At 71.4% G+C, this 20755-nt stretch carries 21 protein-coding genes and 1 riboswitch; of the genes, 13 read left to right on the forward strand and 8 right to left on the reverse strand.

What is annotated here, in order from left to right; translation table 11 throughout:
- The 3 genes from ACPXCS_RS18910 to ACPXCS_RS18920 form a co-directional block, all read left to right on the forward strand.
- The coding region (locus tag ACPXCS_RS18910; protein ID WP_425945399.1) for a cytochrome c oxidase subunit I at positions 1-702 on the forward strand (702 nt) is incomplete at its 5' end.
- Positions 699-1097 (forward strand): cytochrome c oxidase subunit 4, encoded by a 399-nt coding sequence (locus ACPXCS_RS18915; RefSeq protein WP_425945400.1) that lies wholly within the window; start codon positions 699-701, stop codon positions 1095-1097. The genes ACPXCS_RS18910 and ACPXCS_RS18915, both read left to right, overlap by 4 nt.
- Positions 1098-1243: 146 nt before the next feature.
- Positions 1244-2497 carry an Ig-like domain-containing protein gene (locus ACPXCS_RS18920; protein ID WP_425945401.1) on the forward strand — a complete coding sequence of 418 codons (1254 nt, stop codon included), beginning with the start codon at positions 1244-1246 and terminating at the stop codon, positions 2495-2497.
- A gap of 77 nt (positions 2498-2574) precedes the next feature.
- On the opposite strand, the gene ACPXCS_RS18925 is transcribed toward ACPXCS_RS18920, so the two are convergent.
- Positions 2575-2976, reverse strand: coding sequence for a hypothetical protein (locus tag ACPXCS_RS18925; RefSeq protein ID WP_425945402.1), 402 nt, complete (start codon positions 2974-2976; stop codon positions 2575-2577).
- 145 nt (positions 2977-3121) lie between these two features.
- Here ACPXCS_RS18925 and ACPXCS_RS18930 point away from each other — a divergent pair, with 145 nt between their 5' ends.
- The 6 genes from ACPXCS_RS18930 (at position 3122) to ACPXCS_RS18955 (ending at position 10208) form a co-directional block, all read left to right on the forward strand.
- A complete protein-coding gene (locus tag ACPXCS_RS18930; protein ID WP_365092823.1) occupies positions 3122-3742 on the forward strand; it encodes an aa3-type cytochrome oxidase subunit III in 621 nt (206 codons plus the stop codon).
- An 80-nt stretch (positions 3743-3822) separates the two neighbouring features.
- Positions 3823-4635: a cytochrome bc1 complex diheme cytochrome c subunit gene (locus tag ACPXCS_RS18935; RefSeq protein WP_309095173.1), complete on the forward strand. Its 813-nt coding sequence runs from the start codon at positions 3823-3825 to the stop codon at positions 4633-4635.
- Complete coding sequence (locus ACPXCS_RS18940; protein ID WP_425945403.1) at positions 4632-5699, forward strand: Rieske 2Fe-2S domain-containing protein; 1068 nt, start codon at positions 4632-4634, stop codon at positions 5697-5699. Before ACPXCS_RS18935 ends, ACPXCS_RS18940 begins: the two co-directional genes overlap by 4 nt.
- The gene (locus ACPXCS_RS18945) at positions 5696-7318 is read left to right on the forward strand and encodes a cytochrome b (protein WP_425945404.1); all 1623 of its coding nucleotides are present in this window, start codon (positions 5696-5698) and stop codon (positions 7316-7318) included. Before ACPXCS_RS18940 ends, ACPXCS_RS18945 begins: the two co-directional genes overlap by 4 nt.
- Positions 7319-7454: 136 nt before the next feature.
- Complete coding sequence (trpD, locus tag ACPXCS_RS18950) at positions 7455-8519, forward strand: anthranilate phosphoribosyltransferase (RefSeq protein WP_425945405.1); 1065 nt, start codon at positions 7455-7457, stop codon at positions 8517-8519.
- Positions 8520-8598: 79 nt separating this feature from the next.
- Positions 8599-8715: riboswitch (SAM riboswitch) on the forward strand.
- A 125-nt stretch (positions 8716-8840) separates the two neighbouring features.
- Positions 8841-10208 (forward strand): aminotransferase class V-fold PLP-dependent enzyme, encoded by a 1368-nt coding sequence (locus ACPXCS_RS18955; RefSeq protein ID WP_425945406.1) that lies wholly within the window; start codon positions 8841-8843, stop codon positions 10206-10208.
- Here the strand turns inward: ACPXCS_RS18955 and ACPXCS_RS18960 are convergent.
- The 7 genes from ACPXCS_RS18960 to ACPXCS_RS18990 form a co-directional block, all read right to left on the reverse strand.
- Positions 10163-11374 carry a glycerate kinase gene (locus tag ACPXCS_RS18960; protein WP_425945407.1) on the reverse strand — a complete coding sequence of 404 codons (1212 nt, stop codon included), beginning with the start codon at positions 11372-11374 and terminating at the stop codon, positions 10163-10165. The two genes, ACPXCS_RS18955 and ACPXCS_RS18960, sit on opposite strands and share 46 nt — an antisense overlap.
- Positions 11375-11384: 10 nt before the next feature.
- Positions 11385-12800, reverse strand: coding sequence for an SLC13 family permease (locus tag ACPXCS_RS18965; RefSeq protein WP_425945408.1), 1416 nt, complete (start codon positions 12798-12800; stop codon positions 11385-11387).
- A gap of 83 nt (positions 12801-12883) precedes the next feature.
- Positions 12884-13543: a response regulator transcription factor gene (locus tag ACPXCS_RS18970; protein WP_425945409.1), complete on the reverse strand. Its 660-nt coding sequence runs from the start codon at positions 13541-13543 to the stop codon at positions 12884-12886.
- Entirely contained in the window at positions 13540-15057 is a 1518-nt protein-coding gene (locus tag ACPXCS_RS18975; protein WP_425945410.1) for an ATP-binding protein, read from the reverse strand. The genes ACPXCS_RS18970 and ACPXCS_RS18975 overlap by 4 nt, the downstream gene beginning before the upstream one ends.
- Complete coding sequence (locus ACPXCS_RS18980; RefSeq protein ID WP_425945411.1) at positions 14981-15310, reverse strand: small secreted hydrophilic protein; 330 nt, start codon at positions 15308-15310, stop codon at positions 14981-14983. The genes ACPXCS_RS18975 and ACPXCS_RS18980 overlap by 77 nt, the downstream gene beginning before the upstream one ends.
- Positions 15311-15394: 84 nt before the next feature.
- A complete protein-coding gene (locus ACPXCS_RS18985; RefSeq protein ID WP_425945412.1) occupies positions 15395-15676 on the reverse strand; it encodes an Lrp/AsnC family transcriptional regulator in 282 nt (93 codons plus the stop codon).
- Positions 15673-16425: a rhomboid family intramembrane serine protease gene (locus ACPXCS_RS18990; RefSeq protein WP_425945413.1), complete on the reverse strand. Its 753-nt coding sequence runs from the start codon at positions 16423-16425 to the stop codon at positions 15673-15675. Before ACPXCS_RS18990 ends, ACPXCS_RS18985 begins: the two co-directional genes overlap by 4 nt.
- A 159-nt stretch (positions 16426-16584) precedes the next feature.
- Between ACPXCS_RS18990 and ACPXCS_RS18995 the strand changes: the two genes are divergently transcribed.
- From ACPXCS_RS18995 to ACPXCS_RS19010, 4 genes are all read left to right on the forward strand, one after another.
- Complete coding sequence (locus tag ACPXCS_RS18995; protein WP_010048941.1) at positions 16585-16824, forward strand: hypothetical protein; 240 nt, start codon at positions 16585-16587, stop codon at positions 16822-16824.
- A gap of 35 nt (positions 16825-16859) precedes the next feature.
- Positions 16860-18209, forward strand: coding sequence for an NYN domain-containing protein (locus ACPXCS_RS19000; protein ID WP_425945415.1), 1350 nt, complete (start codon positions 16860-16862; stop codon positions 18207-18209).
- A 249-nt stretch (positions 18210-18458) separates the two neighbouring features.
- Complete coding sequence (locus tag ACPXCS_RS19005; RefSeq protein ID WP_425945416.1) at positions 18459-19499, forward strand: NlpC/P60 family protein; 1041 nt, start codon at positions 18459-18461, stop codon at positions 19497-19499.
- Between the two features lie 211 nt (positions 19500-19710).
- Positions 19711-20724, forward strand: a complete 1014-nt coding sequence (locus ACPXCS_RS19010; protein ID WP_425945417.1) for an NlpC/P60 family protein — start codon at positions 19711-19713, stop codon at positions 20722-20724.
- The last annotated feature ends 31 nt before the right edge of the window (positions 20725-20755 follow it).

Here is a 20755-nt window from a genome sequence, read left to right on the forward strand (position 1 = left end):
TTCAACTGGATCGGCACCATGTGGAAGGGCTCGCTGTCCTTCGAGACCCCGATGCTCTGGGCCACCGGCTTCCTGATCACCTTCACCTTCGGTGGTCTGACCGGTGTCATCCTGGCCTCGCCGCCCATGGACTTCCACGTCTCCGACTCGTACTTCGTGGTGGCGCACTTCCACTACGTCGTCTTCGGCACCGTGGTGTTCGCGATGTTCTCCGGTTTCCACTTCTGGTGGCCGAAGTGGACCGGCAAGATGCTGGACGAGCGCCTGGGCAAGATCACCTTCTGGACGCTGTTCATCGGCTTCCACGGCACGTTCCTGGTCCAGCACTGGCTGGGTGCCGAGGGCATGCCGCGCCGTTACGCCGACTACCTGGCGGCCGACGGCTTCACCGCGCTGAACACGATCTCGACGATCAGCTCGTTCCTGCTCGGCATGTCGATCCTGCCGTTCTTCTACAACGTGTGGAAGACGGCCAAGTACGGCAAGCCGGTCGGCGTCGACGACCCGTGGGGCTACGGCCGCTCCCTGGAGTGGGCCACCTCCTGCCCGCCGCCGCGGCACAACTTCATCACCATGCCGCGGATCCGCAGTGAATCCCCGGCGTTCGACCTGCACCACCCGGAGATCGCCGCCCTCGACCAGCTCGAGAACGTGGGCCACGGCGACAAGGCTCTGGCTGGCGGCAAGGAGGCCGGCAAGTGAAGATCCAGGGCAAGATGTTCATGTGGCTGAGCGCCTTCGTGCTCGTCATGGCGGTCGTCTATGGCTGGTGGTCGAAGGAGCCGGCCGGCACCACGGCCCTCTTCCTGGCCTTCGGCCTGTGCATCATGATCGGCTTCTACCTCGGCTTCACGGCCAAGCGGGTGGACGTCGGCGCACAGGACGACAAGGAGGCGGACGTCGCCGACGACGCCGGCGAGGTCGGGTTCTTCAGCCCGCACAGCTGGCAGCCGCTCTCCCTGGCCATCGGTGGCGCCCTGGCCTTCCTGGCCGTCGCCATCGGCTGGTGGCTGATGTACTTCTCGCTGCCGATCATCCTGATCGGCATCTGGGGCTGGGTCTTCGAGTACTACCGCGGTGAGAACCGCACCCAGTGACACCGCGCTGAGCGCCGCAGGGGCCCGGACACTCCGCAGGGAGGGTCCGGGCCCCTGCGCGTGGGCTCCTGCGTTCGCCGCAATACGTGTCACTCGTACGAGTCTTTCGGCGTGCCGCTGTTGACGTGGGTTCCTAGCGTGAGGCCATGAGCCACACAGCGATCTCCCGCCCTCGCACCGCCGTCGGGTGCGCGTTGCTGGTCATAGCCCTCTGCGCGGGCGTCACCGCCTGCGGCTCCGACGGCAACCCCCTGGCCGCCCGCCCCTACGACGCGGCGGACCAGATCTCCTTCAACGCCCCGGACGGCGGCCGGAAGGCCGACCCGGACAAGCCCCTGGAAGTCGTCGCGGAGGACTCCGACGGACGCATCACGGACGTCACGGCCCACGACGCCTCAGGACGCCACGTGGCGGGCGAACTCGCCGCCGACGGGAGACGCTGGCACAGCACCTCGCCGCTCGCCGCCAACGCCAGTTACACGGTCCGCGTGAGCACCGAGGACGAGGACGGCGCACCCGGCCGCAAGGTCCTCACCTTCGACACCGGCAAGCCGACCAGCCACAAGCGCCTGGACGTCACCTTCGGGCCCAAGGCGGGCACCTACGGCGTCGGCCAGCCCATCACGGCCGAGCTCAGCCAGCCCGTCAAGGACAAGGCGCAGCGGGCCGTCGTCGAACGCGCGCTCAGGGTCTCCTCCACGCCCGCGACGGACGGCGCCTGGCACTGGGTGGACGACAGGAAGCTCCACTACCGCCCGAAGGACTACTGGCCCGCCCAGGCCACCGTCCAGGTCCGCAGCAACCTGGAGGGCATCAGGGTCGGCGACCGCATGCGGGGCGGCAAGGCCAAGCCGCTGACCATCACCACGGCCGACAAGGTCGTCGCCGTCACGGACGCCGCGGCCCACCGGATGACCGTCTACCGGAACGACGAGGTCGTCCGCGAGATCCCGGTCACCACGGGCATGCCCGGCTACGACACGCGCAACGGCGTCAAGGTCGTCCTCGCCAAGGAGGGCACCGTCCGGATGACCAGCGCCAGCATCGGCGCCTCGGACTTCTACGACCTGATCGTCCACCACTCGGTCCGGGTCACCAACAGCGGCGAGTACGTCCACGCCGCCCCCTGGTCGGTCGGCTCCCAGGGGTACGCCAACGTCAGCCACGGCTGCACCGGCATGAGCACCGAGAACGCCGCCTGGTTCTACGAGAACGTCCGCGAGGGCGACATCGTCAAGGTCGTCAACTCCGCCGGCGACACCATGGCCCCCTTCGGCAACGGCTACGGCGACTGGAACCTCGACTGGGCGAGATGGCGCACCGGCAGCGCCCTGGTCGGCGGCACCCCGGAGGGCCCGACCGAGGCGGACCGGGCCCGGCTGCGCCCGCAGAGCGTCTGACCCGAAGGGGCGCGGGGAACTGCGCGAACAGCCCCCACGCACCCGCAGGCCGCCGCGGCACCGGGCGTCCCGGGCTCCTAGGCGTTCAGAGCCGCCCTCTCCCGCAGCAGGGAGGCCAGGGCGGAGGCGAACTCCACCGGCTCCACCGGCAGCGTCACGGCCGCCTCGGCGCGGCTCCAGGTCGCCAGCCACGCGTCCTGCGGGCGCCCGATCAGCAGCAGCACCGGCGGGCACGCGAAGATCTCGTCCTTGATCTGCCGGCAGAGGCCCATGCCGCCCATGGGCACGGCCTCCCCGTCCAGCACGCAGACGTCGATCCCGCCCCGGTCCAGCTCCTTGATCACTGCCGCCGGGGTCGCGCACTCCACGAACTCCACCACAGGGACGTCCGGGGCCGGCCGCCGGCCGGTCGCGAGCCGCACCTGTTCGCGGGTGTTGGAGTCGTCGCTGTAGACCAGCACCGTGGCGGTCGGCTGCATTGTTCCTCCGTGACGTCAGCGTCGTAAGGACAGGCCCGTTGGGCCGGATGCTACTCCCTTGAACACCACGTCAACACCGGTACGACCGGCTCAGACACTCCGAACGGCACCCCCCGGAGTGAGGGCGGGATAAGCGACCGACATAATGTCGGTCGTGGCGACAGCAACGACAGTAGAAACCGGGCACGCGCACCCGTCGGTCAACCGGCCGAACCTCACCAGCGTCGGAACCATCATCTGGTTGAGTTCCGAGCTGATGTTCTTCGCGGCCCTCTTCGCGATGTACTTCACCCTGCGATCGGTGACGGGTCCCGATCACTGGAAGGAGATGGCGAGCCATCTCAACTTCCCGTTCTCGGCGACGAACACCACCATCCTGGTGCTCTCCTCCCTCACCTGCCAGCTCGGCGTCTTCGCCGCCGAGCGCGGTGACGTGAAGAAGCTCCGGATGTGGTTCATCGTCACCTTCATCATGGGTGCGATCTTCATCGGCGGTCAGGTCTTCGAGTACACGGAGCTGGTCAAGGACGCGGGCCTGTCCCTGTCCTCCGACCCGTACGGCTCGGTCTTCTACCTGACCACCGGCTTCCACGGCCTGCACGTGACGGGCGGTCTCATCGCCTTCCTGCTGGTCCTGGGCCGGACCTACGCGGCCCGGAGGTTCACCCACGAGCAGGCGACCGCCGCGATCGTCGTGTCCTACTACTGGCACTTCGTCGATGTCGTCTGGATCGGCCTCTTCGCCACGATCTACATGATCAAGTAGCAGGGCCCGCATCCGCCGCGCCCGACCGGGCGCGCATCCCAGAAGCATCGACGCAGAAGATCCTGACACCGGGGTAATCCGTGAAAAAGCTCTCCGCACGACGACGCCACCCGATGGCGGCGCTCGTCGTCCTACTCCTCGCGCTGGCATGCACCGGGGGGCTGTACGCCGCGTTCGCACCCGCGAGCAAGGCGCAGGCCGACGAATCCGCCCAGTCCCTCACCATCGAGGAGGGCAAGAAGCTCTACTCGGTCGGCTGCGCCAGCTGCCACGGCACCGGCGGTCAGGGCACCTCCGACGGCCCGAGCCTGGTGGGTGTGGGCGCCGCGTCCGTCGACTTCCAGGTGGGCACGGGCCGTATGCCGGCCGCCACCTCCCAGGGCCCGCAGGTCCCGAAGAAGAAGAACATCTACACCCAGGCCGAGATCGACCAGCTCGCGGCGTACATCGCCTCGCTCGGCGCCGGTCCCGCCGTCCCGACGGAGGACCAGTACAGTCCCGAGGGCGCCGACATCGCCAAGGGCGGTGAGCTCTTCCGGACGAACTGCGCGCAGTGCCACAACTTCACGGGCAAGGGTGGCGCCCTGACGCACGGCAAGTACGCGCCGAGCCTGGAGGGCGTCTCCGAGAAGCACATTTACGAGGCCATGCAGACCGGCCCGCAGAACATGCCGTCCTTCCCCGACACCACGCTGTCGGAGAAGAACAAGAAGGACATCATCGCGTACCTCGACGCGGTCAACAGCGAGAAGACCGAGAGCCCCGGTGGCCTCGAACTGGGCGGTCTGGGACCGGTCAGCGAGGGCCTCTTCGGCTGGATCTTCGGTCTCGGCGGACTGATCGCCGTCGCCGTGTGGGTCGCCGCCCGGACCGCAAAGGCCAAGAAGTCATGAGTAGCCAAGACATTCCAGAAGAGAACCTGCCTGCCGCGCAGTCCGCGGGACATGACGAGCACGGCGTGGTCAGCGTCGCGGACGAGAAGCACCCGTTCGCCGACCCGGGCCTGCCGCCTCACGAGCACCGGATCCAGGACATCGACGAGCGGGCCGCCAAGCGGTCCGAGCGTTCGGTCGCCCTGATGTTCACGGTGTCGATGCTGGCCACCATCGCCTTCATCGCCGCGTTCGTGGCGATCCCGGTCGACAAGTCGGTCTACATCTTCCCGCTCGGCCACATCAGCGCCCTGAACTTCGCGCTGGGCATGACGCTCGGCATCGCGCTGTTCTGCATCGGCGCCGGCGCCGTCCACTGGGCGCGCACCCTGATGTCGGACGTGGAGATCGCCGACGAGCGGCACCCGATCGAGGCGGAGCCCGAGGTGCGCGAGAAGGTCTTCGCGGACTTCAAGCAGGGCGCCAAGGAGTCCGCGCTCGGCCGCCGCAAGCTGATCCGCAACACCATGCTCGGCGCGCTCACGCTGGTGCCGCTCTCCGGTGTCGTGCTGCTGCGCGACCTCGGCCCGCTGCCCGGCACCAAGCTCCGCCACACGCTGTGGTCCAAGGGCAAGCTGCTCGTGAACATGAACACGAACCAGCCGCTGCGCCCCTCGGACGTCGCGGTCGGTTCGCTGACCTTCGCCAAGCCCGAGGGCCTGGAGGAGCACGACCACGAGTTCCAGAACGAGATCGCCAAGGCCGCCCTGATGATCGTCCGGATCCAGCCGGAGAACATCAAGGACAAGCGCGAGCTCGAGTGGTCGCACGAGGGCATCGTCGCGTACTCGAAGATCTGCACCCACGTCGGTTGCCCGATCTCCCTGTACGAGCAGCAGACGCACCACGTGCTCTGCCCCTGCCACCAGTCCACCTTCGACCTGTCCGACGGTGCCCGAGTGATCTTCGGTCCCGCCGGTCACGCCCTGCCGCAGCTGCGCATCGGCGTGAACGACGAGGGCTACCTCGAGGCGCTCGGCGACTTCGAAGAGCCCGTCGGTCCTGCCTTCTGGGAGCGCGGATGAGTAACAAGGACGACCGCCGCAAGGCGCCCGCCGGAGAGCGGGTCGCCGACTGGGCCGACGGCCGCCTGGGGATCTACTCCCTGGCCAAGGCCAACATGCGCAAGATCTTCCCGGACCACTGGTCCTTCATGCTGGGTGAGATCTGCCTCTACAGCTTCATCATCATCATCCTGACGGGTGTGTACCTGACGCTGTTCTTCCACCCGTCGATGAACGAGGTGGAGTACCACGGCAGTTACGTCCCGCTCCAGGGGCAGCTGATGTCGGAGGCGTTCGCCTCCACGCTGGACATCAGCTTCGACGTCCGCGGCGGTCTGCTCATCCGGCAGATCCACCACTGGGCGGCGATCATCTTCCTCGCCGGCATGTTCGTGCACATGATGCGCGTCTTCTTCACCGGCGCGTTCCGCAAGCCGCGCGAGATCAACTGGCTGTTCGGCTTCCTGCTGTTCGTCCTCGGCATGTTCACCGGTTTCACCGGCTACTCGCTCCCGGACGACCTGCTCTCCGGCACCGGTGTCCGCTTCACGCAGGGCGCGATCCTGTCCGTGCCGATCGTCGGCACGTACATCTCGATGTTCCTGTTCGGCGGGGAGTTCCCGGGCACCGACTTCGTCGCCCGGTTTTACTCGATCCACATCCTGCTGCTGCCGGGCATCATGCTCGGGCTCGTGGTCGGCCACCTGATCCTGGTCTTCTACCACAAGCACACGCAGTTCGCGGGTCCCGGACGGACCAACAAGAACGTCGTCGGCATGCCGCTGCTGCCGGTCTACATGGCCAAGGCCGGAGGCTTTTTCTTCCTGGTCTTCGGTGTCATCGCGGCCCTCGCCGGCATCGCGACCGTCAACCCGATCTGGGTCCTCGGCCCGTACCGGCCCGACCAGGTGTCGACCGGCGCCCAGCCCGACTGGTACATGGGCTTCGCCGAGGGCCTGGTCCGCGCCATGCCCGGCTGGGAGATCAACTTCTGGGGTCACACGCTCGTCCTGGGCGTGTTCATCCCGCTGGTGCTCTTCGGCCTGTTCCTCGCGATCATCGCCCTGTACCCGTTCATCGAGTCGTGGGTGACCGGGGACAAGCGCGAGCACCACATCCTGGACCGGCCGCGCAACGCCCCGACGCGCACCGCGTTCGGTGTCGCCTGGGTCACCGGCTACATGATCATGCTGATCGGCGGTGGCAACGACATCGTCGCCACGCACTTCCACCTGTCGATCAACGCGGTCACCTGGTTCGTCCGGATCGGGTTCTTCGCCGGGCCGGTCATCGCCTTCATCGTCACCAAGCGGATCTGCCTCGGCCTGCAGCGCCGGGACAAGGACAAGGTGCTGCACGGCCGCGAGTCGGGCATCATCAAGCGCCTGCCGCACGGTGAGTTCATCGAGGTGCACGAGCCGCTCAGCCAGGAGCAGATGTACACGCTCACGGCGCACGAGCAGTACGAGCCGGTCGAGCTCGGCCCGACGGTCGACGAGAACGGTGTCGAGCGCAAGGTGAAGGGCTCCGAGAAGCTGCGCGCCAAGCTCAGCGACGCCTACTACGGCGAGGGCGCCCAGATCCCGAAGCCCACCGTCGAGGAGTACCGGGAGATCACGAGCGGCCACGGCCACCACTGATCACTGCTTCGCCACGCCACACAAGGGCCCCGTCCGGTGTTCGGACGGGGCCCTTCGTGGTGGCCGGGGCTGGATAGGGTGGACCTCGTCGAGACTCTCGTCCCGCAGTGCGGGACGCCTGATCCTGGAGCGGCTTATGAGCGCTGTGACCCCCGCTGGAGGCGACACCGCGGCGGGCCGCTCCTGGCCCCTGCTGTTGAACGGCCTGCTGCAGGGTCGTGATCTGACCGCCGACGACACCGCCTGGGCGATGGACCTCATCATGCGCGGCGAGGCGACGGACGCGCAGATCGCCGGGTTCGTGGTGGCGCTGCGCGCCAAGGGGGAGACCGTCGAGGAGATCGCCGGGTTCGTCCGGGCGATGTACGCGCACGCGAACGTCATCGAGGTGCCGGGCCCGGCCGTCGACATCGTCGGCACGGGCGGCGACGGTGCCAAGACCGTCAACATCTCGACCATGTCGGCGATCGTCATCGCCGGCACGGGCGCGAAGGTCGTCAAGCACGGCAACCGCGCCGCGTCCTCGGCCTCCGGCGCCTCGGACGTCCTGGAGAAGCTCGGCGTCAACCTGGAGCTGCCCACGCACCGGGTGGCGGGGGTGGCCGAGGAGGCCGGGATCACCTTCTGCTTCGCGGCGAAGTTCCACCCGTCGATGCGGTACGCGGGCGCGGCCCGCGGGCAGCTGGGCATCCGGACGATCTTCAACGTCCTCGGCCCGCTGACCAACCCGGCCAAGGTCCGCGCCCAGGCGGTCGGCGTGGCCGATCCGCGCATGGCGCCGATCGTCGCCGGCGTCTTCGCCGAGCGCGGCCACTCCTCCCTGGTCTTCCGCGGCGACGACGGTCTCGACGAACTGACCACCACCGCCACGTCCCGGGTCTGGATCGTCCGCGACGGCAAGGTGACCGAGGAGGCCTTCGACCCGCGGGAGGTGGGCCTCGAACTGGTCCCGGTGGAGGCCCTGCGCGGCGCGGACGCCTCGTACAACGCCGAGGTCGCCCGCCGTCTGCTGGACGGTGAGCGGGGCCCGGTGCGGGACGCGGTGCTGCTGAACGCGGCGGCGGCGCTGGTGGCCCTGGAGCCGGGCACGGGCACGCTGGCCGAGCAGATCCGCGCGGGCATGGCGAAGGCGGCCGAGGCGATCGACTCGGGGGCCGCCAAGCGGACGCTGGAGCGGTGGGTGGCCGCCAGCAACGCGTGACGGGCCGGCTGTGAGGTGCGTCCCGCGATCCGGACCCGGGTTGCGGGACGCCGATCACTTCACGTACGTTCCCGTACCAGGTCATGAGTGACAGTCATGAGGCCCCGGCCGACTGTCCGGCAACCCTCCGTCCGTGGCGGGGTGCCCCGGGTGAAGACCAGGCCGTAGGCAGCGAGGTCTACGGCAAGCGCGGACCCCTCGCGACACCAGGGGTCCTGGTCGACGAGGAGTCTTCCGTGAGTCAGCGAATGCGATAGGGCCGCAGAGCCCCGCCTCCGCACACCCTTCCTCCTTCACCCCTGTTTCTCACGGGAGTTCGTCATGTCCGTCTTCACTGCTGCCGCCGACCAGTCCGTTTGTGCCCCGCTGCCCGTTCTGGGGCGGGATGTCACCGTGCCGCTGGTGACGGGCGGTGAGGTCACCTACGCCGCGCTCGACTACGCCGCCAGCGCCCCGGCGCTGCAGCGGGTCTGGGACGACGTCGCCGCCTACGCGCCGTACTACGGCAGTGTCCACCGCGGCGCCGGGTACCTGTCCCAGCTGTCGACCGACCTGTTCGAGAACGCCCGCCGGACCGTCGCGGAGTTCCTCGGCTGCCGCGCCGACGACCAGGTCGTGTTCACCCGGTCCACCACGGACTCCCTCAACCTCCTCGCCGCCGCCCTGCCCGGGGACTGCCAGGTCTTCGTGTTCGAGACCGAGCACCACGCCTCCCTGCTGCCCTGGCGCGACGCCCGCGTCACCTACCTCGACGCCCCGCGGAGCCACCGCGAGGCCGTCGAGACCCTGGAGGGCGCCCTCGCCGCCCGCGACCCGCACGGCCCGGCCCTGGTCTGCGTCACCGGCGCGTCGAACGTCACCGGCGAGCTGTGGCCCGTACGGGAGCTGGCCGCGGCCGCGCACGCCCACGGGGCGCGGATCGTGCTGGACGCCGCCCAGTTGGCCCCGCACCACCCGGTGTCCGTCGCGGACCTCGACGTCGACTGGGTGGCCTTCTCCGGGCACAAGCTGTACGCGCCCTTCGGCTCCGGTGTCCTGGCCGGGCGGGCCGACTGGCTGCGCCGGGCGGAGCCGTACCTCGCGGGCGGCGGCGCCAGCCGGAAGGTCGCGCGGCGTGCGGACGGGGGCGTGGACGTGCAGTGGCACGACAGCGCCGCCCGGCACGAGGCCGGCTCGCCGAACGTCATCGGCGCCTACTCCATCGCCTCCGCCTGCAAGGCCCTCACCGAGGCCGGGTTCGACACCCTCGTCGCCCGGGAGCGGTACCTGATCGAGAAGGTGCGCGCGGGTCTCGCCGGGGTGCCGCAGGTGCGCTTCCTGTCCCTCTTCGGCGACGACGCCCCGCGTGTGGGTGTGCTCTCCTTCGTCGTCGACGGCTGGAACAGCTCCCACTTCGCCGCCGCGCTGTCCGCCGAGTACGGCATCGGCGTGCGGGACGGGCTGTTCTGCGCCCACCCGCTGGTGCGCACGCTGCTCGGCAGCGCCCCGCAGACGCAGGGCGAGTGCGGGGCGCCGGAGGCCGAGCCGGGGGAGCGGTCGCTCAACGCCATCCGGGTGAGCTTCGGCGCGGGCACGCCGGACGAGCACGTGGAGCGGTTCGTGCGGGCCGTGCGGGAGCTCGTGACGGACGGGGCGCGGTGGAACTACCGCACGGAGGACGGCCGTTGCGTGCCGGACACCTCCGCGTGAGCGGCCGGGCCGGGCAGCAGCGGTAGCCGGGCGCCCAGGACGATCATCCGCAGGGCCCGCTCGGTGGCGTCGGTGAGCAGCTCGCTCGCGCGCAGCAGCGCCTCCGCCAGTTCCATCGGGCCGGGCAGGATGCCGTGGCAGGCGTCCACGCCGGGTACCTGGTGCGCGCCCTCGCCGAGGGTGCCGGCCAGGGCCAGGACCGGGCGGCCGTACCGCTTGGCCCGGCGGGCCACCTCGGCGGGGACCTTGCCGCGCGGCGTCTGGTGGTCCAGGGCGCCCTCGGCGGTGACGACCAGGTCGGCACGGGCCAGCCGGGCGTCCAGGTCGAGGTGGTCCAGCAGCACGTCGAAGCGGGGCAGGAGCCGGGCGCCCAGGGCGGCCAGCCCGGCGCCCAGACCGCCGGAGGCTCCCGTCCCCGGGCCGGTGCGCAGCTCGGTGCCCGGCACGGCGGCGTCCCGGGTGAGGACGAACGCCCAGTTCTCCAGGGCCGCCGACAGCTCCTCCACCTGCGCGGGCGTGGCGCCCTTCTGCGGTCCGAAGACCCGGGCCACGCCCCGCTCGCCGCACAGCACGTTGTAGGGATTGCAGGCGACGAGGAGCTCCACGTCCGCGAGGCGGGCGTCGAGGCCGGCCGGGTCGACGCGGTGCAGGCGCGTCAGCTCCCGGCCGCCCCGGGGCAGTTCCCGGCCGTCCTCGTCCAGCAGCCGTGCGCCGAGGGCCTGGAGCGCGCCCGCCCCGCCGTCGGAGGTGCCCGAGTCGCCGCAGCCGACGAGGATCCGCCGGACGCCCGTGTCCAGGGCGGCGCGGAGCAGTTCGCCGACGCCGTACGTGGTCGTGGCGCCCGGGTCGCGCAGCTCGCGCGGGACCAGGGAGAGGCCCGCGACCGCCGCCATCTCCACCACGGCCGTGTCCCCGGTGCCCAGCAGGGCGAAGTGCGCGGCGACGGTGTCCCCGACGGGGCCGGTCGCGGGCACGGTGACGATCCGGCCCCCGGTCGCGGCGGCCAGGGCCAGGGCCGTGCCCTCGCCGCCGTCCACCAGCGGGACGAGGTCGAGCTCAACGCCGGGCAGCACGCGGCGCACCCCGGCCGCGATGGCGTCGGCGGCGGCCTCGGCGGACAGGGACTCCTTGAAGCCGCTGGGGGCTACGACGACACGGTTCAGCATGGAGGGCTCCTCAACGGGTGACGGACACGCCGAGCAGCGGCCACACCGCGACGGCGAACAGCAGGACGAGCAGGGCGGTCAGCGGGGCCAGCACGGCGGACAGCCGCAGCAGGTCGCGCGGGGTGTAGGTGGGGGTGCCGGGCAGGCCCGCGAAGAGCGCGACCGGCTTGGCCGAGGCGGGCAGCGTGTGGCAGAAGCCCGCGGCGGCGGTGGAGGCGAGGGCGGCGGCGACCGGGTTGACGCCGACGCCGACGGAGGCGGCCACCACCAGCGGCACCAGCACCGAGGAGCGGGCCGAACGGGACTGCAGGACCAGGTGGGCCGCCGTGCTCACGGCGATGACGACCGCCAGGAACACCACGGGGGCCGCGTCCGAGGGCAGCCCCGACACCAGCCAGGCGGCCGCACCCGAGTCCGCGAGCGCCACGCCCATGGCCATCGTGGCCGCCATGAACAGCAGCAGCGCCCAGGGGACGGTCTTCAGCGCGTCCTTCAGGCGCACGGTGCCCAGGGCCGGCGAGGCGGCGACGACGGCGCCGATCAGCGCGACCAGGGCCGGCGGCACCCGGTGCAGCGGCTCGCTGCACCACAGCAGGACCACCGTGGCCAGCAGCAGGGCGCAGCGTTTCTCGGCCTGGCTCCAGGGGCCGGTGACCGGCTGCTCGCTGTGCGCCTGGATCTGCTCGGGTTCGATGCGGACCGGGCCGCGGCGGTCCGCGCGCCGGGTCGTCGTCAGCAGGACGAGCTCGGCGGCCAGGTGCGAGGAGGCCACGGCCAGCGGCAGGCCCAGCAGCAGCCACTGCGTGAAGCCGATCTGCTGCCCGGTGGCCTCCCACAGCACGGACACGGTGATCAGATGCGCACCCGCGCCGATCAGGGTGGCCACCGCGGACAGAAGGATCACGGTCGGAAACAGCAGAGCCAGCATCACGACCAGTCGTTTCCGGTCGGCGAAGACCTTCGCCAGCGCCAGGAAGACGGGCAGCGCGAGCGCGGCCCGGCCGGAGGTGGCGGGCACCGCGAACGCCGTGACGACCAGGGCGGCGGTCGTGAGGTGCACCAGCTGCCGTACGGTCCGCGCCCCGCTGACCAGGAACACCGCCGCCCGCCCGGCGAGCCCGGTCCGGCCGACCGCGGCCGCCAGCACGAACGCGCAGATCAGCAGCCAGACCGTGGCGTCCCCGAGCGTCCCGAACAGGGTGTCGCTGCTGATCACGCCGGTCACGGTGAGCGCGAGCCCGGCCCCCAGGGCGATGTAGGTGTCGTCGACCGGCGTCCCGATCCAGGCGCAGGTGGCGAGGACGAACACGACGAGGGTGAGCCGTGCGTCGGCGCCGAGCCCCGGCGCGTTGGTGGGCACGGCCAGGAGCGCGCACACGGACAGGGCGACGCACAGGGCGGTGGTGGTGCGGAGGTTCAGCGTCACACCACCGAGCATCCGCCCGGGCGGTGAGCCGTCCATGAGCCCCACATGAAGGAGTTTTCACCCGCCGTCAGGGGCGCGGGGCGCTACGGCAGCCGGTACCCCATCCCCCGCACCGTCTCCACCCGTTCCGCCCCGAGCTTCCTGCGCAGCGTCCGCACGTACACGTCCACGATGTTGGACCCCGGGTCGAAGTCGTACCCCCACACGTGCGACAGGATCTGCTCGCGCGACAGCACCTGCCCCGGGTGCCGCAGGAACAGCTCCAGCAGCACGAACTCACGCGCCGTCAGGTCCACCGTCCGCTCCCCGGACCGGGCCCGCCGGGTCCGCAGATCCAGGCTCAGGGAGCCCGACCTGAGCACCGTCACCTCCGGCGCCCGCGCCGCCGTACGGAGCCGCAGCCGCACCCGCGCCAGCAGCTCCTCGAACCGGAACGGCTTGGTCATCCAGTCGTCGGCGCCGCCCTCCAGGCCGGCCACCGTGTCCCGCACGGAGTCCCGCGCGGTCAGCACGATCACCGGCACCGACACCCGCGCCTCGCGCAGCTCGCGCAGGATCGTGAAACCGTCCCGGCCGGGCAGCCCGATGTCCAGGACGACCAGGTCGAAGCCGCCGGTCAGGGCGTACTCGTAGCCCGCGTCGCCGTCGCTGACGACGGTCGTGGTGAAGCCGTTGGAGCGCAGCCCCTTCTGCACGAAGGAGGCGATGCGCTCCTCGTCCTCGACGATGAGGATGCGGTTCACGTGGGGTCCCCTTCCGGTGTCCGGGGTGCCTGCAGGACGAGGACGAACGTGGCGCCGCCGCCGGGCGTCCCGTGGAGCCGCACCCGGCCCCGGTGCCCCTCGGCGATCGCCTTGACGATGGACAGCCCGAGTCCGGCCCCGGAGCCCCGGGCACCGCGCCGGGCCGTGCCGCGCCGGAACCGCTCGAAGATCACCTCGGTGTCCTGGGGCTGCACCCCCGGCCCGGAGTCGGCGACGTACAGCTCCAGGCGGGGGCCGTCGGCGCGGGAGCCGATACGGATGGTCTGGCCGGTGGTGGTGTGCTGCACGGCGTTCTGCGCGAGCTGCACCATGGCCTGGGTGATGCGCTGCGGGTCCAGCTCGGCCTCCAGGTCGGCGACCGCGTCGAGCCGCCAGTCGCGTGCGCCCAGGGTGCGGGCCTTGACGAAGACGTCGGCGGTCAGTTCGGCGACCTGGACCGGCTCGGGCGTGACGAAGTCGGGGCGTTCGGCCTTGGCGAGCAGCAGCAGGTCCTCGACGATGCGGCTCATCCGGTCCAGCTCGTCGGTGACCAGCCGGACCGTCTCCTCGCGCTCGGCCGGGTCGTCGCCCATGACCTCCAGATGGCCCCGCACGATGGTGATGGGCGTGCGCAGCTCGTGCCCGGCGTCGTCGACGAACTCGCGCTGCGCCGCGAAGGCCCGCTCCAGCCGGTCGAGCATGCCGTTGAAGGTCTCCGCCAGGGCCGCTATGTCGTCGTGGCCGTGCACCGGGATGCGGCGCGTGAGGTCCTGCTCGGTGAGCTGGGCCGCGGCCGTGCGCACCACCCGTACCGGCCGCAGGATCCGCCCGGCGACCGCCCAGGCGATCCCGGTGGTCAGCAGCAGGGCGACGCCGGAGATGACGAGCAGCGTGCGGAACACGGTGTTCACGCGCGCCTGCTCGCGCTCCGGGTGAAAGGCGACGACGAACGCGGCGTCCGGCTCCCGCCCCGGCCGGCCCACGGTGACCTTGGCCCAGCGGATCTCGCCCTGCGGCCGGCGCAGCACCCCGGAGGACTCGGGCGAGTCGTAGATGCGGCGCCGGGCCTCGGGGTCCCGGTGCAGGGGCAGGGCGACCGGCAGGTCGTGCGGCTGGCGGATCTGCCGCGGGCCGCCGACCGCCCGGCCGACCAGGCCGATCAGCTCCTCGTCCGCGTCCGGGTACTGCCGCTCCAGGAAGACCGTCAGCAGCCGGTCGGCGTCCGTGAACGGCCGGCCGGTCTGCGGGTCGCCGCCGCGCTCCTCGAAGTTCGCGAACTCGCCGGTCTCCTGCGTCAGCAGCCGGTTGATCCGGTTGTCGACGTCCCGCAGCAGGTAGGAGCGGGTGGTCATGGCCACCGAGGCGAGCGCGACCGCCATCACCAGCAGCAGCCACAGCAGGATCCGGACCCGGGCGGAGAGCCGGCGGCGGCCGGGGTCAGCCGTCGGAGCCGGGGCCGTCGTCGTCGCCCGGTCCGTCGTCCGAACCGCCCGGGCCGAGGTCGTCGTCGTCATCGTCACTCGCTGAGCTGTCGGTCACCGGAGGCCGCGAGACCACCTCGTCGCCCGGGGCGGACCCGCCCGGCGAGGGCGACGAGGAGGGCTGGAGCGTGGAGGTGGGAGTGGGCGTGCCGCGGTCCAGCTCCACCTGCTGGGACGGCACCCTGGGCGCCTCGGGGCGGTCCGCGAGGGCGTAGCTGGTCGCGGCGATGCCCAGCGGGATCAGCACGACGGCGGACAGGGCCGCCATACGACGGGAGAAAGCCATGCGCCCGATCCTGCGCGGGCGGGCCGGGGCGCGGGATGAAGCCCGGATGAAGAACTCTTCATCGACCTCGTCCGGGGACGGGCCTCAGCTGTCCAGCCCGAGGGCGAACGCCGCCTCCAGGTCGTGCTGCGAGTAGGTGCGGAACGCCACGTGCGTGTCCGTGCCCTCCACCCCGGGGATCTTGCTGATCCGGCCCGGGATGACCTCGGCGAGGTCCTCGTGCTCCTTGACCCGGACCATCGCGATCAGGTCGTAGGTGCCGGTGACGGAGAAGACCTCGCTGACGTTCTCCAGCGCCGCGATCGACTCGGCGATCTCGGGGATCCGGTCCACGCTGGTCTTGATCAGGACGATCGCGGTGATCACGGCTGGTTCTCTCCCTCGGGGGCCGGAGCAGGGGCGGCCTTCACTCTAGTAGGGCCGGTCGGGCGGCCGTAGCGGACGGACGCCCAGCCGAAACCCAGACCGAATCCGATGAGGTGGGCCAGGTAGGCCACGCCCGGCCCGGCCGGGGCCCGCCCCGCCGCGAGCCACTGCAGCGCCGCCCAGAACGGCAGCACGATCCACGCCGGGAAGCGCACCGGCAGGAAGAACAGGAACGGCAGGAGACTGGTCACCCGGGCCCGGGGGAACAGGTACAGGAACGCGCCGAGGACCGCCGAGATCGCTCCCGAGGCACCGACCAGGGACTGCTCGGAGTCCGCGTTGGCGACGGCATAGCCCAGCAGGGCCAGGTAGCCGCAGCCGACGTAGAACAGGGTGAACTGCACGCGGCCCATCCGTTCCTCGGTCATCGCCCCGAAGACGTAGAGGAAGAGCATGTTGCCGAGCAGGTGCACCCAGCTGCCGTGGACGAACAGGGCCGTCGCCGGGGTCAGCGGCGAGCCGCCGGACCCGTCGAACAGTTCTGCGGGGATCACGCCCCAGCGCCGGAAGTAGGCCCGCTGCGCGGCGAGCAGTTCGTCCCCCGAGCCGTACGCCGGATTCAGGCCCGAACCCGGTCCGGCCAGGAAGACGCCGCAGCACAGGACGATCAGCGCGTACGTCACCGGCGCCGACGACCCCCTGATCGCTGCGCCGCCCCGGACGATCGACGTGCTCCACTTGCTGATCATGAATACAGATCATGACGTAACCGGACGCAACCGCCCAGAGCGCCTCGCCGCCGTGGACGCGCGGGCGGCGACCACCCGCCAGGCCGTAGGGTTACGGACCACACGCACCGGGGATGCCGGTCGCGTCACGGACACTAGAAGGAAAGAGAACAGGTCACGATGACGGTTCCCCTGCCGACCGCGTCCACGCGGTGGCGCTGCACCCTCTGCGGCAACCTCACGAGGTTCGACGTGACCCGCTCGTCCAAGGTCGTCGAGTACGTCCACCTGGACCTGGCCGGAGAGCCGAAGGTCGAGGAGCGCGAGGTGCTCAGTGAGACCATCGAGTCGGTGCGCTGCCGCTGGTGCAACGCGGTCGACCAGGTGGAACTCGTGGACAGGCCGGGCGCCGGCTCCTGAGGGAGCCGGCCCCGCACAGCATTGGGGTGTGACGGATGGTGGAGACCACGGGCGGGGGGCCGGGCGACGGCGCCGCCGAGGTGCTCGACCGTCCGCTGCCCGACGGCGTGCGCCGCAGGGTCGTGGCGATCGTCTCGGACGGCTTCGGCTCCCTGACGGTGGGCGAGCTGCCCGCGCAGCTGCGGCAGTACGCCCGCTTCGCCCCGAACCGCCGGGCCAAGTTCGCCGGCAACGCCATGGCCGCTGCGCTGGAGACCGACCCGCTGTTCCGGCAGCGCATCGGGGAGAAGCTCAGAGAGGCCCAGCCGGAACTGACCGGCGCCCTCGACTCAGGCTCCCCGCCCCCGGCCGCGGACCCGCTCGACGTGGCGGCCGCGGCCTACGTACTGCGGCCCCCCGGCTGGGTGAAGCTCGTGACCGCCGCGGGCGAGGAGGCCCAGCGCGCCGACGCCGAGCGCGCCGACGAGGAGAACCGGGCGGAGCTGGAGCGGCTGCGCGCCGAGCTCGACCGGGCCCGCGACCACACCCGGGCCGAGACCGAGCGGCTGCGCACGGAGCTGGATTCGGCCAAGAAGGAGACCGAGTCGCTGCACCGCAAGCTCCGCGCCGCCCTCAGCGACGTCAAGCGCGGTGAGGCCGCCCTGCGCAAGGTGCAGGGCGAGATCGAGGCCGTCCGCGCCGACGCGCACGCCCAGGTCTCGGCCGCCGAGAGCGAGACCCGGCGGCTCAAGGCCCGGCTCGGGGAGACCGAGGCCGCCCTGGAGGCCACCCGGCGCGCCGCCCGCGAGGGCCGCAGCGTCGAGGACATGCGGGTGAGGCTGCTGCTGGACACCCTGCTGGACGCCACCCAGGGGCTCCGCCGCGAACTCGCCCTGCCGCCGGTGTCGGTGCGGCCCGCCGAGACCGTGGACGCCGTCGAGCCGGGCCGGATGACCCCCAAGGACATCGCCGCCCGCGCCCTGTCGGAGAACGACCCGCAGGTCCTCGACCAGCTGCTCGCGCTGCCGCAGGCCCATCTGGTCGTCGACGGCTACAACGTCACCAAGACCGGCTATCCGCAGATGCCGCTGGAGAAGCAGCGCCTGCGGCTGCTCGGGCAGCTCTCCCAGCTGGCCGCGCAGAGCGGCGCCGAGGTGACCTGCGTCTTCGACGGCGCCGAACTAGCCGCGCCGGTGCTGCTCGCGCCCCCGCGCGGGGTGCGCGTGCTGTTCTCGAAGCCCGGCGTCACCGCGGACGAGCTCATCCGCCAGCTGGTGCGCGCCGAACCGCCCGGCCGCCCGGTCATCGTGGCCTCCACCGACCGCGAGGTCGCCGACGGCGTGGCCCGCGCCGGGGCCCGGCCCGTCGCCTCGGCGATGCTCCTCAAGCGCCTTTCGCGGGCCTAGGGGGCGTACGCACCCATGCGTAACCTCCGGGCGTCATGCCCGGATTGGTGGGACCTGTGGGCCACGGTGCGTCAAGTGGGTCTCACCGCCTGTGAGTCCAGGGGAAAAGTTGGCCTTCCGTGACGCGATTTTTCATCTGAGGATTTGAACTGATCACAGGAAGGTCACTAGGGTCAGGCCCCAGACCTCCGCTCGGGTGATCACTCATCGGGAGAGACGGCGGAGGGGCCGAGAAGGAGCTTTTCACCCGTGGCGTCCCACCGTCGTCCCAAGCAGCCGAGCCGCGCACGTGTGACCGTGCTGACCACCGCCGCCGCCGCTGCCGTCGCCTTCAGCTCGCAGGCCGCCAACGCGGCCCCCAGCGAGAAGCCGAGCAAGGACGAGGTCAAGACCAAGGTCGACAAGCTCTACCAGGAGGCCGAGCAGGCCACCGAGAAGTACAACGGGGCCAAGGAGAAGCAGGAGAAGCTCCAGAAGGAGATCTCCACCATCCAGGACAACGTCGCCCGCGGCCAGGAGGAGCTCAACGAGCTGCGCGACAGCCTCGGTCTCGCCGCCGCCTCCCAGTACCGCACCGGCAGCATCGACCCGTCCGTCCAGCTCTTCCTCTCCTCGGACCCGGACGACTACCTCGACAAGGCCTCCACGCTCGACCAGTTGAGCGGTCAGCAGGTCGAGGCGCTGAAGAAGGTCCAGGAGAAGCAGCGCGAACTCGCCCAGGAGCGCGCCGAGGCCTCCGAGAAGCTCAAGGACCTCGCCTCCACCCGCGCCGAACTCGGCAAGAAGAAGAAGGAAGTCCAGGCCAAGCTCGCCTCCGCGCAGAAGCTGCTCAACAGCCTCTCCGCCGCCGAGAAGGCCAAGCTCGCCGAGGAGCAGAACCGCGCCAGCCGGACCGCCGAGCGCGACGCCCTCACCGCCGACGTGCCGCCCGGCTCCGGCCGTGCCGCCGCCGCCTTCGCCTTCGCCCAGAGCCAGCTCGGCAAGCCCTACGTCTACGGCGCCACCGGCATGAGCTCCTACGACTGCTCCGGCCTCACCTCCCGGGCCTACGCCGCCGCCGGCGTGCAGATCCCGCGCACCTCCGAGGCCCAGACCGGGGCCGGCACCAAGATCTACTCGGTCAGCCAGCTCAAGGTCGGCGACCTGGTCTTCTTCTTCAACGACCTGCACCACGTGGGCCTCTACGCCGGCAACGGGCAGATCATCCACGCCCCGCGCACCGGCACGGTCGTCCGCTACGAGTCGATGAACACCATCGGCGGCCCCTTCATGTTCGGCGTCCGGGTCTGACCCCGGTCCTCGGGCGCCCGTCCGGCCGGACCGTCGTGTCCGCCGTTCGGGCGAATCGCGACAACCCCGGGTGAGCCCCCGCCCCGCCGGTGACCTGCGTCAGCGGTGGGGCGTCCTGCCGCACGCCCACGGATGGTCGTTGGCGGCCCCCCGTCACGGGGCTACTGTCTGCCGCGTTCCTCGTCCGTCAGCGGAAGGAGAGCGGCTTCCCGTGGGGTCCCATCGCCGCCTTGCCACGTCCGGGTCCGACCGGGGCGCCACCGTCGCGATCGGCGTCCTGTCCGTCGCGGCCGCCGCCCTGTGCGCGGTACCCGCCGCGGCCGCACCGCACGACGACACCCGGGCCACGGTGGACCGGCTCTACGAGCAGGCCGAGAAGGCGACCGAGGCCTACAACGCGGCCGACGAGCGCGCCGACGAGCTGCGCGAACAGGTCGGCACCGCCCGCGACCGGATCGCCCGGCAGCAGCAGCGCATCAACTCCCTGCGCGATTCGCTCGGTTCGCTCGCCGGCGCCCAGTACCGCTCGGGCGGCATCGACCCGGCCGTGGCCCTGCTCTTCTCCGACGACCCGGACGACTACCTCGACAAGGCGTCCCGGCTCGACCGCGTCACCGCCCACCAGGCCGGCGAACTGAAGGAACTGCAGGACGCCATGCGCGAACTCGCCCAGGACCGCGAGGAGACCGCGGACAAGCTCCGCGAACTGGAGCGGAGCCGCAAGGCCGTCGCGGCCCACAAGAAGGCCGTCGAGCGGAAACTCGCCTCGGCGCGGCGGCTGCTCAACTCCCTGCCCGACGGCGAACGCGACGCCTACGGCCGGGCCTCCCGCTCCGGCCGCGGCGACCTGCCCGACCTCGGCGGGGACACCGCCGCCTCGGGACGCGGGGCCGCCGCCGTCGCCGCCGCCCGCAGCGCGCTCGGCAAGCCCTACGTGTGGGGCGCCAGCGGGCCCACCGGCTTCGACTGCTCGGGCCTCATGCAGTGGTCGTACGCGCAGGCCGGGGTGTCCCTGCCGCGCACCTCGCAGGCCCAGCGGTTCGCCGGCCGGCAGGTCCCGCTGTCCGAGGCGCGCCCCGGCGACCTGGTCGTCTACCGGGCCGACGCCAGCCACGTCGGGATGTACATGGGCAACGGCCAGGTCATCCACGCGCCCTATCCCGGCGCGCCCGTGCGCTACGACCCGGTCGGGATGATGCCCGTGTCGTCGGTCACCAGGGTCTGACCGGTACGGCCCCGCGCCCGTATTCTCGGGA

This window comes from Streptomyces sp. DT190, assembly GCF_049846985.1.
Lineage (GTDB): Bacteria > Actinomycetota > Actinomycetes > Streptomycetales > Streptomycetaceae > Streptomyces.

Excerpts from the sequence above, each read along its gene's own strand:
- ACPXCS_RS18920 (WP_425945401.1), top strand. The coding sequence starts at position 1,244 with ATGAGCCACACAGCGATCTCCCGCCCTCGCACCGCCGTCGGGTGCGCG.
- ACPXCS_RS18925 (WP_425945402.1), bottom strand. The coding sequence starts at position 2,976 with ATGCAGCCGACCGCCACGGTGCTGGTCTACAGCGACGACTCCAACACC.
- ACPXCS_RS18930 (WP_365092823.1), top strand. The coding sequence starts at position 3,122 with ATGTCGGTCGTGGCGACAGCAACGACAGTAGAAACCGGGCACGCGCAC.
- ACPXCS_RS18940 (WP_425945403.1), top strand. The coding sequence starts at position 4,632 with ATGAGTAGCCAAGACATTCCAGAAGAGAACCTGCCTGCCGCGCAGTCC.
- ACPXCS_RS18945 (WP_425945404.1), top strand. The coding sequence starts at position 5,696 with ATGAGTAACAAGGACGACCGCCGCAAGGCGCCCGCCGGAGAGCGGGTC.
- trpD (WP_425945405.1), top strand. The coding sequence starts at position 7,455 with ATGAGCGCTGTGACCCCCGCTGGAGGCGACACCGCGGCGGGCCGCTCC.
- ACPXCS_RS18955 (WP_425945406.1), top strand. The coding sequence starts at position 8,841 with ATGTCCGTCTTCACTGCTGCCGCCGACCAGTCCGTTTGTGCCCCGCTG.
- ACPXCS_RS18960 (WP_425945407.1), bottom strand. The coding sequence starts at position 11,374 with ATGCTGAACCGTGTCGTCGTAGCCCCCAGCGGCTTCAAGGAGTCCCTG.
- ACPXCS_RS18975 (WP_425945410.1), bottom strand. The coding sequence starts at position 15,057 with ATGACGACGACGACCTCGGCCCGGGCGGTTCGGACGACGGACCGGGCG.
- ACPXCS_RS18980 (WP_425945411.1), bottom strand. The coding sequence starts at position 15,310 with ATGGCTTTCTCCCGTCGTATGGCGGCCCTGTCCGCCGTCGTGCTGATC.
- ACPXCS_RS18990 (WP_425945413.1), bottom strand. The coding sequence starts at position 16,425 with ATGATCAGCAAGTGGAGCACGTCGATCGTCCGGGGCGGCGCAGCGATC.
- ACPXCS_RS18995 (WP_010048941.1), top strand. The coding sequence starts at position 16,585 with ATGACGGTTCCCCTGCCGACCGCGTCCACGCGGTGGCGCTGCACCCTC.
- ACPXCS_RS19000 (WP_425945415.1), top strand. The coding sequence starts at position 16,860 with ATGGTGGAGACCACGGGCGGGGGGCCGGGCGACGGCGCCGCCGAGGTG.